A 16,727-nucleotide genomic window follows, 5' to 3' on the forward strand; every position below is an offset into this window, starting at 1 on the left:
GCCTAGACAGCCGCCGCGCGCGACGACTGCCGAATGTCATCAAATGTTCATAAAACTCACGGTTGCAGTCCGCGCCGCTCGTTCGGCGTGAGCGCCTGCAGCTGCGGCGCCGTCAACGGTCCCGCGCCCAGCACCTGCACCACGCCGGCCGGCTGGTAGCTGGACGCGTGCGGCTCGCCGCCCTGCTGCTTGCCGGTGCCGCCCTCATCCGCCTGCTCGTTGCCAAAACCCAACACTTTCACGGTGAACAACGATGGCTGCGCCTGGCGCGTGGCGGCCCGTTCGCGCTGCAGCACGTCCTGCGCCGCCGTCACGGCCTGCGTCGCGGCCGCGCTGGCATTGCTCAGTGCTCCCACGTTCACCGAGGCGACGGTTGGCACGCCCGTGGACTTGCCCTGCACCTGGATGTTTTCCGCATTCACCACCTGCAGGGCGGCCAGATTGACGTTGCCCGAGACGCGGATGCCCGCCTCGCCCGCATCGATGCTGCCCAGCGGGGCGATCAGGTCGATGTCGCCGGGCGGCACCTCCGGGATCGGATTGAGCGTGGCGATGCCGGCGCCCGTCGTCGGCGTGCTCGGCGACAGGCTGACGAGGCCGATGCTGTCGTACGCGCGGCGCTGCGGCGTGTAGACGACGGTGGACTTGGTGCCGCGGCCCGCGTTGATGTCGCCCGTGGCCGACCAGGCCAGGATGTTGCCGCCGAAGGTAGTAAAGATGCGGCTCTGGCCCAGCAGGATGCTGTCTTTCGCATACATCTGGATGTCGCCCTGTCCCTGCGTCAGCACGCCCGAGCCTTCGCCCGGCGCATAGCCGCCGTCGACGCCGATCAGCGCGCGGCCGCCCGGCACCGTGATGCCGATGTCGCCGCCGAAATCCGTGTGGATGCCGGCATCGTTGACGGTCACGTAAGGCACGTTGTAGTCGGGACGGCCCGCCTCGGCCCATTCCTGCGGGCTCAGGTAGCGCACGCCCGCGACGGGACGCTTGGTGAACACGCCGCCGTATCCGCTGACGGTGTACAGCGCGCTGCTGAACATCGTCAGATCGCCCTTGTACTCGATCTTCTTGCCCGCCTTGTCCTGCGCCGGGAAGAGGGTAGCGATGGCTTCGCGGCCGCGCAGATAGCTGCCGCGGCGCGCGCCGTCCGCATCGTTGTACTCGCGTCCGGCCGCCTTCAGCTCGGCAAAGTAGACATTGCTCAGGTACACCTGCTGCTGTTCCTTCGGCAAGGCGGCAAAGAAGCTGCGCGCATCGGTGGCCGGGTCGTAGCGGATGCCCAGGCCGCTGTCGCCGCCAAAGCGCGTCGTCAGCCAGTTCACCAGGTGCAGCTGGCTGACCTGCGCGTATTCGCGCGCCAGGTCGCGCCGCACACCGCCCGTCTGCGCCCCTGCCTTTTCCAGTTCGGCCTGCTTCGTGCCGAGGAAGGCGGCAGCGCCCGCCTCGTCGCCGCTGTAGGCAAACTGGCCGCGCAGCCAGTCGGCCAGGGTCAGCTTGCCGCCGTAGACATACACGGCGCTGCCGGCCTGGTCGGCCAGCGGCTTGCTTGGGTCGGCCAGCTTGGCCGGGTCCAGGTAGCGCGCCGCGAAGGCCGCATAGTCGGGACCGTTGCGGCCCACGCCGGCGGCCACGCTGATGCCGGCGCCATCGCCGCGCTTGTCCTGGCCGACATTGACGATGGAGCCGAGGCTGCGCAATTCCGCCTTGTCGGCCATGTACAGGTCGCGCCCGGCGCTCACATTGAGCTGGCCCGGCCCCGCCACATAGAAGGTGCTGTAGCGGATGTCGCGCCCGGCGCTGACGACGGAAACGTCATCGGCATGGCGGTGCACGAACAGATTGCCGCGCGCCGACGAGCTGCCGAAGACGACCGGCTTTTCCGGCAGCTCGGGACTGTTGGCAAAGGGCTGGCCGGTCCATCCCGCCGCGCCGTCCGGCACGCTCTCGACCGTTCCCAGCGGCGTGCCGGAGTTGACGATGTCGCGTCCGGCGCGCACGGCCACGGCGCCGCCGCCCTCGTACCACAGGCCCAGCGGGCCCGTTTCGCCCTTCAGCTTCGCCCGGTACACGATGCCGCCCGTGCGCAGGCCGACGATGTCGCCGTTGTTGGCATAGAAGTGCGCAGGCATCTGGCCTGCCGGCACATAGTCGGAAACCGTCGGCGGCGTCATGCTGAACAGCGGATACACTTGCTGATTGGCATCGCTGGCGCCATTCGACGTCGTACCAAACCATTTCAATGGCCCCGGCGCCAGCGCATCGGCGCTGACGTTATGCAGCGGCAGCAGGCCGAACCAGACCTTGTCCAGTGCGCCGACGAAGCCCGGATTGAATGGATTCGGCAGCAGGCGCGGGTCGGCGCCCGATGGCGTGATCGGATAACCGGCCGCATGGATGGAGTCGGCGGCCAGCATTTCCAGCTGCCCCGTGCCCGTCCTGACAAATTGCGGCGCCACTGGCGACGGCGCCAGGATCACGCCGTTTTGCGGCATGTCCACCTTGCCGCCATCACCCAGCCTGCCCAGGCTGGCATTGCCGTAGTACAAGCTGCCGCTGGCGGCCACGGCGCGCAGCACGGACGGCATGACGAAGCGCCCGTCCGTCGGCGCGTGGTTGTCGCCGGCCATCGCATTGATCCAGGACGAGGTGGGCGTCAGGTTGCCGCCCGCGCTGAACAGGTCGATGGCCGTGGCCGGCGTCCACAGCGAGAACCAGCTCCAGCCTTCGCCCGTGCGCTCCACGCCCTGGTAGCTGAACGGCGAACCATAGCCCAGTTGCTTCACGCGGCCCGCATCGGCCACGCCGCCCAGCACCACGTCGCCGCGCGCATCAATGCGCACGCCGCTGTCGCCCGGCACCAGGATCGGCCCGCCGCTGGCGATCGCCGTACCCGCCGTGTAGGTTTCGTACGGCCGCGATTCCGTCGGATCGGCGCGGTCGAAGCGCAATTCGATGCCGCCCACGGCGCCCGCCTCCAGGCGCAGCGCGCCGCGCAGGTTGGTGAAGGTGCTGTTGAGCGTGGGGTACTGGCGCTCGAAGCGTGTATCGGCATTCGCGAAGTCGCCGTTGCGGTCGAAGCTGCGCACCTCGGCCACGGGGTTCAGCCCGCCGCCGATGCGGATATCGAGGTCGCCGCCGCCCGTCAGCAGCAGCTTGCCGTCCGGCGTCACCCTGCCCGTGCTGCCCACGGCCACGTTCAGGCCCTGGCTGCGCGGCGCGAACTCGCCGCCCGGATCGGCGCGCGAGGCCAGCATGCCGGCGTCGCCGCCCGCCTGCAGCAGCAGATTGCCGCCGCCCAGGGTGCCGATGCCCGTAAAGCCCGACAGCCCCGGCAAGCCCGAGAACAGGTCGACGCCTTCGGGACGTGCGACATAGGTGCCGAAATTGATCCACCATGCCGTCGGCACGCCGCCCCCCGTGCTGCCGCTGCCCTGGCGCCACAGCCAGGTGCCGATATCGCTGCTGTCCTGCTGCGCGCGCAGCCAGCCGATGGCATCCTCGCGGCGTTGCGTGGAGGTGCCCAGCGTATCGCCCTTGACGTCGCCCTGGGCGCGCAGCAGCAGATTGCCGCCATGCTCGGGATACCAGGCGCGGTACAGGCTCTGGCTGCCGCCATCGACAAACGGCGTAAAGTCCGTGCCCAGCGCACCGAGCAGCTGGCCCTTGGCGTTCAGGCCGCGCGGCAGGTTGAACAGATCCTTGCCGCCGACCAGCGGCGAGGCCGACTGCGTGCCCGCCGTGTAGACGCCATACAGCGAACGCATGTCGAAGTCGCCCGCGGCGAGCAAATCGAGGTCGCCCGTGCCCGTGCGCAGCACGCTGAACAGGGGCTGGCGCGCCGGCTCCACGCTGGTCACCTTCTCAGGCGGCGTGCCGTCGGCCACCTTGACCACCAGATAGCCATAGTTTTCCAGCATGTTTGCCTCGTCGCCAAACCAGCTGATGTCAACCTCGCCTTCGGGATATCCTTCGAGGAGAGCCGCTTCGCTGAAGATATATTTGGCCGGCGAACCCGTGCCCGGCACGATGGAAGTCACCGCGTCCAGGCCGTAATGCGTATCGGCCAGCATCAGATGGGCGTCCTTCGCATGCGGTTTCAACGCGCGCGTGTCGGCCGCCGCCGTATCGGCGCCGCCCACCAGGCGCAGCGACCACGCTTGCGAACCCTGGGCCAGCATGGGCGCCAGCGCCAGGTTGCGGCCCTGGCTTCCGCTGCCATCCGCGCTGCGCAGAGACACCATGGTGACGTCGCCCGGCAGCCTGACCACGGTGCCGGCGGGCAGCACGCTGCCCTTGTCCAGCGCCAGCGCCGAGGCCAGCACCACGCCATTGACGGCATTCGTGCCATCGGCCACGTCCCACGGCCGGCCTTCCGGGAAAGGCAGGGCCACGTTCGCCGGCCACACCATGGCCGCCACCTGGGCCGCGCCAGGCAGGCGCAGGCCGGCATCGAGCTGCATGCCGCTCGATAAGGTCAGCGCCTTCGGCAAGACCGTGCCGGCCGCGTACAGCACGCTGCCGTCGGCATTGCGCACGGCGCCGCCCAGCACGCTGCCTGCAGGCAAGTTCAGCTCCGCCGTCAAGGTGGCGCGCGCCGCCAGCAAGGTACCGCTGCGCAACTCCATGGCTTTCATCGGCACGGCGAAATTGACGCTCGTGCCCGATTTGAAATAGGTGTTTTCGGCCAGGGTCACCAGGCCCGCTTGTGGCACGACGACCTCGCCGCCCCACGGCAGCCGGCCTTTCACCAGCTGCCAGCCCTTGTCATCCATCGTGACGGGCAGGACGCTGGTATCGAAACCATCGGTGATGCTGCCAAAGACGCTGAGCTTGCCGCCGGCGCGCAGCACCAGCGCACCGGCCTCGCCCGAGCCGTACACGCCGCTCAGGCGCGCCAGCGGATTGACGCCGTCATAGCGGTGGCCGGACAGGTCGATGTCGCCATCGATATGCAGGTCGCCGCCCGGCGTGGCGCTGACGATCTCGACGCCAGGGCGCAGGTGGAAAGCATTGGCGTCGCCGCGCAAGCCGCGCAGCTTGTTGTTCATCAAGTTGCCGTTCGCCAGCGCATTGGCCATGAAGGCCTGGCTGTCCGCGTGCTTCTCGTTCAGGTAAGCCTGGTTGATGCTCTGGTAGCTGCGGCCGTCCGCATCCTTGCCCGTGCCCGCTGGCGCATCCTTGTATTGCCAGAAGGCATTGACGTTGATCGTGCGCGCGCCGGCGATGTTCAGCGCACCGGCCGCGTCGATGTCGATGTCGTCGCCCGTGGCGCCGCCGAGGCGGCGCGCGTTCAGGTCGATGCTGCCGTAGTTGCCGCCCTTGTCTCCGCTGCGCAGGTCGAAACGCGCGCCGTTTTCCAGGGTCAGGCGGCCGCCAGGCGCGGCCAGTTCGATCACGGCGCGGTTCGGCGCCTCGATCACCTGGCCATAGCTGTCCGTGCGCAGCACCGTGCCGTGCGCATCGAGCACGGCGCCGGATTGGATGGTGACGCCGTCGCGGCCGGCCAAGCGGATGCTGCCCACTTGTTCGCCGCTGGCGTCGATGCGGCCGTTCACCGTCAGGCTGCCGGCATCGACGGAGACGCTCACTTCGCGCGCCTTGAGCTCGTCGCCGATGGCCAGATTGCCCTGTTTGAGCTGGAAGCTGCGGCTGCCGAACACCTTGCCCGTGGTCAGGCGCTGGTTCAAGCCGGCGAAATCGCCGACATGCTGGGCGCGCAGTTCCAGGCCGCCCGCCGCGTAGGCCACCTGAGTGCCGCCCGCGTCATAGCTGCCGCTGGCGCCGCCCAGCAGGCTGCCGCGCAAGTCGGCCGTGCCGGCCGCCTCGCCCGTGGCGATTACACTGAGCTTGCCGGCGCGGTTGTTCACGGCCGACACGTCGATCACGGAAGCGGCCGCCTGACGCACGTCGCCCTCGCGGCTGTCGAGGATCACGTCGCCGCCCCAGCTGTACTTGCTGGTGTCGTAGAAATCGATCTTGCGGCCCGCCAGGTCCAGCTTGGCCTTGTCACCCAGCAATACATCGCGCTCGGCCGACAGGGTCAATTTTCCGCTCGGCAAGACCACCGACGTATCCACGCTGACACTGTTGCCGCTGAGGGCCACTTCTGCGCCCAGGGCACCGGCCAGCGCCGCATTCGTCGGCGTGGCGGCGGCGGCACCGGCCGGTGCGCTCACCTTGACGGCGCCGCCCGCCGTGATGCGGTTGACGGAACCGGCCGCGCCCGTCAACAGCGGCGTGTTGATCAGCAAATCGCCGCCGCTGTAGCGGTAGCCATTGGTGGCCGTATCCCACGCGCTTTGCGACTGGTAGACGGACAGGCTGCCCTTGTTGTTGGCCGTCAGCTGTTCGCTGGCATTGAGCGCCACCTGGCCGAAGCCCAGCACCAGACGGTCCAGCTTGTGGATGGTGTCGGGACGGCTGTCCGGCGTGAAGCCGAATTCGATGCGCCTGGCGTCGACCTGCAGGCGGCCGCTGCCCGTGCCGGGGCCATTGGCGACGACGGCGCCGGGCGCATTCGTCGCGCCCTGCCACACGAGGGTGTCCGTGTGGATGCGCGCCAGCGCGTCGGTGCCGCCATAGCCGTAGATGGCAGGCGTGTTGAGCACCAGGCGCGACAGCGACGACTTGCCCGTGGCCGCATCGATGGTCGACAGCTGCGACGAATCATAGAAATTGAAGGAATTGCGCGCCGTCAAACCCAGGTTTTCCAGCGCCGGTGCGCCCGTGCTGGTGTCGCCGCGCAGCAGGCGGTCGAGCACGCCCTGGTTCAGCGCCAGGCCGTCCGGCAGGGCGCCGCGCGCGCTGGCGTCCGCCAGCGACGCCTCGCTGCCGACATTGATCGACCCCATCGCCAGCACCAGGTTGCGCGTGCCGTAGCGCACGTTGTCGCGCAGGGTAAATGCGCGCTCCGTCACGGCGGCGATGGTGCCCTCGGAATACAGCGAGGTGCTGCCGCCGCAGGCGCCGCCCGCCTTCGCACACGCGCCGATATCGATGATGCCGGGGCCATACGATTCGGACGACGGCGGCGCGGCCGGCAGCATGTCCAGCCAGCCGTTCGAGACGGCCAGCACGCTGCCCATGGGCTCGTACACATAGCCGTCGCGGGAATCCCAGGCCGCCTTGCCGCGGCCCAGCGTATTGATGCCGGAGCCCTGCTCCAGGATGATGCCGTCGTCTTTTCTCGCCGTCACCAGAAACACTTCGGCCGCCTTCAGCACGGCGCCGTCGCGCAGCACGATGCCGCCCGCCGATTCCTTGATGGCGGCGATATTGGCGCGCTGGTTGCTGCCCGTGCCAAAGTCGCTGTAGGTCACGCGCGGCAAGCCGCCGATGCCCACGCGCTGGGCGCCGAAGGCATTGATCTGCGACGCATGCACGGAGACGCCATTGAAATCGGCCAGCGGCGCCGTGCCGTCGGCCAGCACCTCGTAGCGCGTCGACGCATGATTGCCCGTGCCCAGCAGCAGGGAGCCGCCGAAGCCGCCCTCGGCCGGCGCATACAGGGCGCTGCCATCCATCATCAACGGCGTATGGTTGTCCTTGACGCTGTGCACGGACGGGGCGATCAGCTGCACGCGCACGCCCTTGGCATCGCGCTCCAGCGCGGCGCGCGGCACGCCGTCGCGCGTGGCCTGCGCCACGGCGAAGGCGGCATAGCCCGTCTCGTTGTATTGGGAATAGGTGCGCAGCACGTCGGCCGGCGTGAGGATGGCCTGGCGCGCCACCACGTCGCGGATCGCCGTGCCGGCCACGCCCGTCTGAGCCGCCGTCGCATACGAGCCATTGCGCATGGCCACCGTGCCGCCCGCCTCGACGGCGCCGGCCAGGCCATTCAATTCCACGCGGAAAGCACCGGGCAGCAGGGCGAAATTCGACGGCAGCAGGGTGTAGGTGCCGGCCGCCAGGCCGGGCACGCCCGCGCCGATAGTGATCTGACGTCCCACGGCGGGCTTGCCCGCGCCTTGCTCGGCCGTCAAAGGTGCCACGTCCGGCTGCACGCCGGGAAGGATGGCGTACACGGGGTTGGTGTTCAGGCCGGGCAGGGTAAAACCGCCGTTCGGCTTCATCTGCACCAGCGGATTGAGGCGCGCGTCGGTGGAGCCGCCGCGTCCGGCCAGGAAGGCCGCGCCCGTCAAGGTGCCGCCGCCCGACATGTCGAGCACGGCGCCTTGTTGCACGTCGATGGCGGCGCCCGTCAAGGCGATCTCCGGGCCGTTGCCCACGCCCTTGAAGACGACATCGTTGCCGTCATACAGGTAGCTCAAGCCATCGAGCGTGCCGCCGTAGGGCATCGTCAAGCCTTTCGCGCTGACCGAGGTCAGGCTGCCAGGCAACAGATTGACGCGGCCCGTATTGGCTTCAAAGCCTTCGGCGCCCAGGTTGATCTGGCCCAGCGGCGCGCGCAGCACGCCATGCTGGTTGATGGTGGGTGCAACCAGGCTCAGGGTGCCGAACACGGAGAACGGCTGGTTCGGCGTGGCGCCGTCGCCGCTGCGCCCGATATTGAGCGTGCGCAACGGGTCGAGCGTGACGCGGATATTGCCATACTCGTCGATGCCGCTCTTCTGGCCCACCGTGACCATGCCGCTGTCGCCCGTGGCCGGGTAGATCTGCGCGGCGACCAGGGTGGCATTGCCGGGCTGGTACAGGGCGGCGCTGTTCGACAGGCGCATGTCGCCGCGGCTGCTCAGGGTCAGCTGCTCGAAGGCGTCGCGTTCGACCACCAGGTCGGCGCCGCTGCTCTGCGCGATGGTGCCGCGCGTGCCCATGTTGACCTCGCCCGCGATGTCGAGCATGCCCGCATCGATCTGCAGCAGGGAATCCTCGGCCACCAGCGGCACGCCCAGCATGCCGCGTCCCTTGCCCAGGTTCTTCGAGCCTTTCACGGCATTGGGCACGATGTAGTCATCCTTCTGCGCACGCGCGGCCGTCCCCAGGCGCACATACGGCGCCGCCAGATGCACCTGGCTGGCGAGGCTGCCCGCCTTGTCCTCGCCATCGGGCACAGGCTGCTGCGCCAGCCCCAGCGAACTGGCGCTCAGGCGCAGGCTCTGGCCCAGCGACAGATTGACGTCGCCGTCAAAGCTGAGCATGCCGTTCACGTGCAGGGCCAGGTTGTCGAAGCCGCCCGCCTGCACGCGGTCGGCGCCCAGGCGCGCGCTGCCGTAGCGCAGCGCCGCATCCTGCTGGCCGGCGCGCAAGTCGTCGGGCAAGGCGCTCTCGCCCTGCACCTGCGCCAGCTGCATTTCGCGCGGCACGCGCACCGCGTTGTCCACGTTGTCGCCTTGCAAGGTGTAGCGGTTGACCTTGCCATAATTGGGCGTGTCCAGCGCCAGTGCCAAGGTGCCGCCGGCCGCCCCGGCGCCGCCGGCCGCCGCGCGCAGGGTGCCGTCGGCGAAGATGCCGTTATACGAACTGAGCGAGATCAAACCGCCGTTGCCGGCCACGTTGACGGTGCCCTGCTGCGGCAAGTCCAGCGTGGCGTGCGCGCCGCTGGCGTCGAGCAGCGCGCCCGGACGCACGACGACAAAGGCATCGGCCGCGTCGACGCTGGCCGCATCGGCCTTGTAGCGGGCGCCGATTTCGATGCTGCCGCCCTGGTCGGCACGGCCATAGCGCCCGCCGCGCATGTCGGTGGCGACCGTGGCGCGGCCGGCCACGTCGAGCACGGCCTTGTCGCCGATCCAGATCGAGGTGGCTTGTCCCTTGCCGTTCGGCACATCCACCTCATTGCCCGTGCCAAACGTGCCCGGCAGGACGGCGATCTTGCCGCCCCAGGCGTCGAGGCGGCCGTCAATGGTGATCTGGTCATTGCCCGTCAGGCTGATCTGGCGGCCCGGATCGACCTTGATGGCGGCGCCTTCCTGCACCGCCAGGGCTCCCTTCACGTAGGAGCTGCCGGCCGTCAGCGACAGGTCGGCGCCGGTACGCTGCGTCAAGCGGGCCTTGCGCGCATCCTCCTGGTACAGCGGCGGCGTCCACACTTCCAGCGCGGCACCCGGGTCGGTGCCGCCTGCCACCGTGTGGCCGGTGGCGGGATTAAAGCGCAGCACGGGCATGGTGACGTCGATGTGCGCGTCCTTGACCACCACCACGCCATCGCGGCCCGTGACGGCATAGTCGGCAAAGCCGCTCTGGAACAGGCTGGCGTCCAGCGCCAGCAGCGGCTTGACGGTCACGTCGCGCCCCAGCACCGTGCCGGCCGGCAGCAGCATGCCGCGCGGCGCGCGCAGGTCGTCGGTGGCGATGCTGCCGGCCGCATACTGCGTCGTCACCGGCGGGATCGGCAAGCCGTTCGGAAAGACCGCCGCCGAGACCACGAAACCGACCGGCAGGTTGTTGACGGCTGTCAGCACGCTGCCGGCGCGAACGATGGAACCCTGGTAGACAGACGTGCCGCCGGCGGTGACGACATAGGCGCCTGACGGCACCAGCAGGTCGGCTCCCAGCACCAGCGGTTTCTGCACCGACACGTCCGCCGTCACGGGTTTGCTCAAAACCTGGCCCGGCTTGATCAGGCTGGTGCTGAGCGCAAGATCGAAGGGGATCTTCTCGCCCTGGGCGATCAGGAATTCATCGGCCAGGCGCAGGCCTGGCGCAGCGCCGGTCCCCGCCGCCAGCACGTCGCCGCCCTGCAGCTTGCCGCCGATGCTGACGGCCGCGCCGCTGTCGATGACCAGGCGTCCGCCGCCCTTCACGCCATGGCCGCGCAATTCGCCGTCGAGCTTGAGCATGGCGCCCGTCGGCGCTTTCTCCGTCGGCAGGTCGACGGCCAGGGTGATGTCGCCGCCCCGCCCGCCCTGCAGGCTGCCATTGCCCATCAGGGCGGCGCCGGACGAGACGTCGATGACGCTGCCGCCCGTCAGGTCGATGCCGCCGGAGCTCTTCAGGGTAACCTTGCCGCCATTCACATACGGCAAACCGGCGACCGCGCCCGGGTCGAGTTCCAGGTTGCTCCACAGGCCGCGCGCATCGAGGCGCACGCCGGGCGCCACGCGCACACCGGCCGTTCCCGTGGGACGGTTGTCCGGCACCAGCTTGCCTTCAGCCCATACGTCGCCCGCCCCCGCCAGGTAGCGCGAGACGATGTCGCCGGCGGCGATGCTGCCGCCGCGCGCGCTGACATTCGCCTTGATGGCCACGTCGGTGGCGTGCAGGGCGATGTCGCCGCCATCGGCCACGCGCACGTCGGCATTGACGTCGAGCTTGTCGTAGGCGTAGATATTCAGGGCACCCAGCTCCAGCCCGTTGAGCCAGTCGGCATCGAGCTGCAAGGTCTTGCTGCGCGCGGCCGGCAAGGCTTCGCCCAGCAGCTGGCCATCGGCGATGCCCGCCACCTTGCCGATTTGCACCTTTTCCAGCACGGCTTGCGGGCTGTCGCGCAGCCGGCCCGCCTTCGGATCGAAGACGGGCGTCATTTTGCCAACGATCAATTGACCGGCACGCGCCGCCGCCGTCTGCGCCTGCTTGTAGCTGTCCATGCCGTCATCGCGCTTGCGCTGCTGGCGCTCGCCCTGGAAGACGGAGGTGTCGATATCGCCTTCGAGCACGGCGGCGCCCGTGGACACGATCAGGCGGCCCGCGTCGCGGCCCACCGTATAGCCGTTTTCCAGGCGTTCGCGCGGGCCGATCAGGGCATTCGCGTACGTTTCCGTCGTGTTCGCGCCCCAGCGCGCATGCGTGCTTTCATAGCCGCGGTACAGGCCCGTGTACAAATTGTCGCCGGGCGCCGTGCTCAGCTTGTACATCGCGCCATCGGCGCCCTTCAGCCACGTCTGCTTGACCATGCCCGTCTGCACGTCGAGCGAGCCGCCGGCGATGTTGATGCGCGAACCGGCCTGCGTCACCACTTCGCCGCCGCCAAAGCCGACGGTGCCGCCCTGGGCCGCCCATTCGCCGATGCCGTGGCCGCTGGTGTTCAGGTAGCCGCTCACTTCCAGTAAGCCGCCGGCCGTGTACCAGCGGTCCGTGGCGTAGCCGTTGGTGCCGGCCGGCACCAGCACCAGGTCGCGGCGGTCAACCCACACGTCGCTGTTGTTCAGGTATTTCGCGTCGCGGCTGCCCGGTGCGTCGCGCTGTTCGTTGCCTTGCACGTTGATCAGCACATTGTTGCTGCTCATGTCGACCTTCACGCCGACGGCGCCCGAGACGTCGATGGCGGCGTCGCGCGCCACGTGGCTGCGGCGGGCCGCGTCGACCAGCACCTGGCCGCCCGTGGCCAGGGTCAGCGAATCGCCTTCGAACTCGACATTGCCAGCGGAGACGATGCGCACCAGCGACTGGTCGCGCCGGTCCTGCGGCGTGTCCGTGCCCTTGCCTGTATCTTTCAGCAAGGTGTCGCGCTGCACGTCGAGCGCCGTGGCGCCGTTGTCGTCGATGACAATGGCGCTGACGCTGCCGCGCGCCAGGGTGACGCCGGCATTCTCGCCCGCCGCCGCCAGGTGGATGCTGCCGCGTCCGTTGACACTGGTGCTCGACAGCAGCACGCCATCCTGGCGCAGCGTGTTGCCGCTCAGCGTGATGTCGCCGCCGGCCGCCTGGATCAGCCCATTGTTGACGACGCTGCCCGCCTTGCTGTCCGCCACGCGCAGCATCTCGACTTCATTGCCGCGCGTGCTCGAGTACTGGTTCTTGTCCGTGCCCTGGCCCGGGCGCACGATGATGGCGTCGCCGGCGGCCAGGGTGGTCTGGCCATTCGGCGTAGTGATGGCACCCGCGTTGTCGACGCTGCGGCCGGCCAGCAGCACGTAGCCGCCGCCTTCCGTCACCGTCTGCGGCTTGCGCGTGTCGATGCGCGCGCCGGCGGCGACGACGACGTCCGCCTCGGCCTTGCCATGCGTGGAGGTATTCTGGCCCAGCAGCAAGTCATTCGCGAAGGTCGGTACGGCGCCCGTACCCTGCGCCTTGCCGTACAGGCCGCTCTTGAACTGGCTGTCGCTCATGCCCATGGCGGCCGCCGCCAGGTTGCGCGTATCGACCTGGCTGCTGCCCGTAAACACGATGCCGTTGCGGTTGACGATCATCACCGTGCCGTCGGCCTTGATCTGGCCCTGGATCTGGCTGGGGCGTGCCAGCGGATCATTGACCCGGTTCAATACGGACCAGTTCGATTTCTGCTCGAATTGCAAGCTGGTGTTCTTGCCGACGTTAAAACTTTCCCAGTTCAGTATCGCCTTGTCATCCGTCTGCACGATCTTCACGACGGTCTTGCCGTCGGCCTGGGTCTGCACGGGGCCCTGGGCATTGAGCCAGCCGGCCGTCAGGCTGTTCGTGTCGACCTGCAAGCCGCCCTTGACCAAGCCATCGGGCGCGCCGCCCGCCGCCAGCGCCGCCTGGCGCGCGGCCGCCTGCACCGCCTGCTCGGCGGCGATGCCGCGCGCGGCCAGCAACAGGTTATTCAGCGATTGCTGCAGCTTGCCTTCGGCCTTTTGCTGCTGCAGCAGGGGATTGTTCAGCGAAGTAGCCGGCTGGCCATTCGGCAAGCGCCCCGTGGTGGCGGCCGTGCCCTGCTGCGCGCCCTTGCCCGCGAACCAGGCGCCGCTGAACGGCTGCTGCGCCTGCGCGCCGCCCGCCTGCAGCAGCATGGCGATGGCCAGCGCCAGCGGTTTCAGACGCACCGGGAGACCGGTCCGGTTGCCCGCCATGGCGGAGGAGGATGCGTGTTTCGTGACCGACTTGCTTCGCTGCATGGCGACATTCCCTTTTCATGTTCCGTTGCTGACCGATATCGCGAGGCGGCGCGCACCACGCACGGGGCGGGCGGCAGGCACTGATTCGCGGCTTCCAGCAGCATTGACAGGGAACAAGGTCCGGGACTGCAAAAGGTCATCAAAATGTCATAATTGGCGCCCCGCCTTGGCGCGCCAAGACGGGGTTCAGCCGAACAGCACGATGCCGCCCGGCAGCCGCGTCACGCGCGCGCCATACGCATCCTGGATCAGGGCGATCACGTCGTCGAGGCGGTCGAGCGAAAAGCTCGCTTGCACGCGCGTCTGTTTCAAGGCGTCGCCATTGAGGATCAGCTTGCCGGGACGGTAGCGGTTCACCTCGTCCACCACCTCGGCCAGGGTGCTTTGTTTAAAAACCAGCAGCCGGTGGCGCCACGCGCTGACGTCGCTCTTGGCCACCGCGCGGGCAATGCCGAAATGCTCGGGCCGGTAGCGCAGCTGCTGGCCCGCCGCCAGTTCAGCATCGTGGCCGGCCTGCGCCACGCGCAAGCGGCCCGCCAGGCACGTCACGCACACTTCCTGGCCGAACAGGCGGATATTGAAGCGCGCGCTGCCGGCCGACACGCTGCCGTCGCCCGCCTGCACGCGCACCCGCGCCGCACCGCGCAGGCCGGCCTGGAATTCCGCCTCGCCCGCCAGCAGCACCAGCGATGCGGCGCCGTCCTGCACGGGCGCCGCGTCGAGGCGCGTCTGCGTATTCATCTGCACCAGCACGCCGCCATCGAGCGCCACTTCGCGCTGCTCGCCCGTACCCGTGGCGTAGTCGGCGGCCAGGCCCGCCACGGCCGGCCACAGGTCCGTCGGCGGGCGCAGCACCAGCAAGCCCAGCGAGGCGGCCACGGCGCCACCCAGCCAGGCGCGCCGCGCCGTATTCACCGGCGCCTGTGCCCGCTTGACGGCGCGCGCGGCCGGCGCCATGGCGCCCCACACGGCGCGCGCCTCGGCAAACGCGTTGGCATGCCTGCGGCTGCGCGCGCACCAGTGGCGAAACACTTGCGCATCGCGTTCGCTGACCTGGCCCGAGGCCAGGCGCACGACCCATGCCTGCGCTTCCTTCTGGATGACACCCATGTCGTCTTCCGCTTGTTCAATCATGATGTTTAGACGTTTTTCCCGCGCCGGGACCGAAGCGCTGGATGAAATCGCGTCCCATGCGCTCGCAGCAATGTTCGAGGCCGGCGCGCAATTCCTTCTCCACCGTGCGGGCGGAAATGCCGAAGCGTTCGGCGATGTCGCGGTGCGGCAACTGGTCGACGCGGGCGGCGATGACGATGGCGCGCCGGCGTTTCGGCAACTCCTGCAAGGCCCGTTCCAGTTCTTCCAGTTCGGCGCGCGCGCTGAAGGTGCGGGCCGGGTCGGCCAGCTCGTCGGCCATCTCGTACAAGTCGTCGATATCGGGAAGGCTGAGCAGGCGCGCATTGTCACGGCGTTGATCTTCCGCAATGTTGATGGCGATGCGCATCAGATACGCGGACGGATAGCTGATCGCTTCGGGCGCGGTCATCTTTTCCACTCTTAAATATGTCTCATGCAGCGCGTCGTTGGCCAGGTCTTCCGAGCCCAGGCGGCGCTGCAGGTGGCGGCGAAACTGTCCATAGCGTTCAAGGAACAGCTTGCGCAAGGTGGCTTTCAGCAAGTCCGACATGCTCAAGTCGCTCCGGCCGGCAGGTAGGGCGCGCAATCGGCAGCTGGGTCGGGCCGCGGCGTCAACAGGATCGTCAGCGGCTGCGGCAAGCCCGCCGGTGGCGCGCCGTCCATCAACAGGCTGCGCAGGCGCTGCACTACGGCGTTGTCGCGCTGTTCCACACCGCTCGCTTCCAGCACGTGCACGGCGCGCACCTTGCCCCGCTCGTCGAGCCACAGCTGGAAGGCCAGGCGGTAGCGGCCGAAAGCGTCCGGATGCAAACGGCACAGAGCGCGCGTGAGCGAACGCTGCAGGATGACCGCATAGCCTTGCAGCGGTGGCGCGGCAGGAGCGGCCTGGGCCGGCAAGGGCGCCGGCGCTGCCGGGGCGTCGGCCAGCGCCAGCAAGGTAAACGCATTGCTGCCGCTGAAGCGCGCGCCCAGTTGCGTGCCGGCCAGCAGGCGCTGCAGCGCCTCGGCCGGCGTGTAGTCACCGCGCACGGGCGCTGCCACTCTGCCGGCCGCCAGCTGGCTGCTGACGAGCACGGAATACCCGGTCACTTCGCCAAACGCCACCAGGGCCGCGTCGAGCGGCTGGGCGGGCAAGTCGAAGCGCAGGGTAGAGTGCGCGCTGGCATCAGCGCCATCCGCACCGGTAGCGGGCCGCGCGAATGTCATCAATGTCATCAATGTCATCAGCAAGCAGGCGGACAGGGCATTGCCCCTTGCGGCGCGGCGGTGGCTTAGTGTCATTTTCCAGGGGACGCAACGAAAAATCCTGCTCATGAAGTGTCTTGACTGCAATGTTGTCTGCAGAATGGCAGGATGGTAGCTTCATAAAATGACAACTGCATGACATGGCGCCAGCCCGCGTCCCGCTCTGTGTCATCGCCGCGACACATGACCTTGCTATGCTGGACGCTTATTCACCGCTCCGGGAGCCGCCATGGCACGCCTGTTATCACTGTTGCTGTTGATCTGCGCCGCCCTGCCCGCGCAGGCGGACGAGCACACCGTCGTCGTGAAGGCCGCCGCGCCGCCAAAGGGCTGCGTGGAAGTGGAAGCGAACGGCCAGCGCGCGCCATCGATGTCTTGCTTGAATGAAAAATTATTGCCGAATAGCAACACCATGAACCGGCCGCCGCCCGCCCTGTCCGGCGCCGAAGCGATCATGCAGCGTCCGTCCAACCAGCTGGGCCTGTACAACCGCGCCGCCCTCGAACACCGCATGGGCAATGCCTTTGGCAAGTCCGTCACGCCGCAGAGGCCGCCGGCTCCCGCGCCCGCCAGCCCGCTGCTGCCGCCCCGTTGAAGCGCTTGTCAACGCACAGTCCATTTGCGCTGTCAAGATTGCGCAATCGCGCCGATTGC

The 16,727-nt window shown here is 68.7% G+C and carries 5 protein-coding genes; 1 reads left to right on the top strand and 4 read right to left on the bottom strand.

The genetic code is table 11. The features are described from left to right. Positions 1–56 precede the first annotated feature (56 nt). The 4 genes from JAB8_RS14675 to JAB8_RS14690 all read right to left on the bottom strand — a co-directional run bounded on the left by JAB8_RS14675 (position 57) and on the right by JAB8_RS14690 (position 16,043). Positions 57–13,694 (bottom strand): filamentous haemagglutinin family protein, encoded by a 13,638-nt coding sequence (locus JAB8_RS14675; protein ID WP_070290338.1) that lies wholly within the window; start codon positions 13,692–13,694, stop codon positions 57–59. 186 nt (positions 13,695–13,880) lie between these two features. After that, the gene (locus JAB8_RS14680) at positions 13,881–14,828 is read right to left on the bottom strand and encodes a FecR domain-containing protein (protein ID WP_070290340.1); all 948 of its coding nucleotides are present in this window, start codon (positions 14,826–14,828) and stop codon (positions 13,881–13,883) included. Then, positions 14,821–15,378 (bottom strand): RNA polymerase sigma factor, encoded by a 558-nt coding sequence (locus JAB8_RS14685; protein ID WP_070221741.1) that lies wholly within the window; start codon positions 15,376–15,378, stop codon positions 14,821–14,823. Before JAB8_RS14685 ends, JAB8_RS14680 begins: the two co-directional genes overlap by 8 nt. A gap of 2 nt (positions 15,379–15,380) precedes the next feature. After that, positions 15,381–16,043 (bottom strand): secretin and TonB N-terminal domain-containing protein, encoded by a 663-nt coding sequence (locus tag JAB8_RS14690; protein ID WP_175445201.1) that lies wholly within the window; start codon positions 16,041–16,043, stop codon positions 15,381–15,383. A 259-nt stretch (positions 16,044–16,302) separates the two neighbouring features. Here JAB8_RS14690 and JAB8_RS14695 point away from each other — a divergent pair, with 259 nt between their 5' ends. Further along, positions 16,303–16,668 (top strand): hypothetical protein, encoded by a 366-nt coding sequence (locus JAB8_RS14695; RefSeq protein WP_070290341.1) that lies wholly within the window; start codon positions 16,303–16,305, stop codon positions 16,666–16,668. Positions 16,669–16,727: the final 59 nt, after the last annotated feature.

The organism is Janthinobacterium sp. HH106 (genome assembly GCF_001758725.1).
In the GTDB taxonomy this organism is placed as follows: Bacteria; Pseudomonadota; Gammaproteobacteria; order Burkholderiales; family Burkholderiaceae_D; genus Janthinobacterium.

Excerpts from the sequence above, each read along its gene's own strand:
- JAB8_RS14675 (WP_070290338.1), bottom strand. The coding sequence starts at position 13,694 with ATGCAGCGAAGCAAGTCGGTCACGAAACACGCATCCTCCTCCGCCATG.
- JAB8_RS14680 (WP_070290340.1), bottom strand. The coding sequence starts at position 14,828 with ATGATTGAACAAGCGGAAGACGACATGGGTGTCATCCAGAAGGAAGCG.
- JAB8_RS14685 (WP_070221741.1), bottom strand. The coding sequence starts at position 15,378 with ATGTCGGACTTGCTGAAAGCCACCTTGCGCAAGCTGTTCCTTGAACGC.
- JAB8_RS14690 (WP_175445201.1), bottom strand. The coding sequence starts at position 16,043 with ATGACATTGATGACATTCGCGCGGCCCGCTACCGGTGCGGATGGCGCT.
- JAB8_RS14695 (WP_070290341.1), top strand. The coding sequence starts at position 16,303 with ATGGCACGCCTGTTATCACTGTTGCTGTTGATCTGCGCCGCCCTGCCC.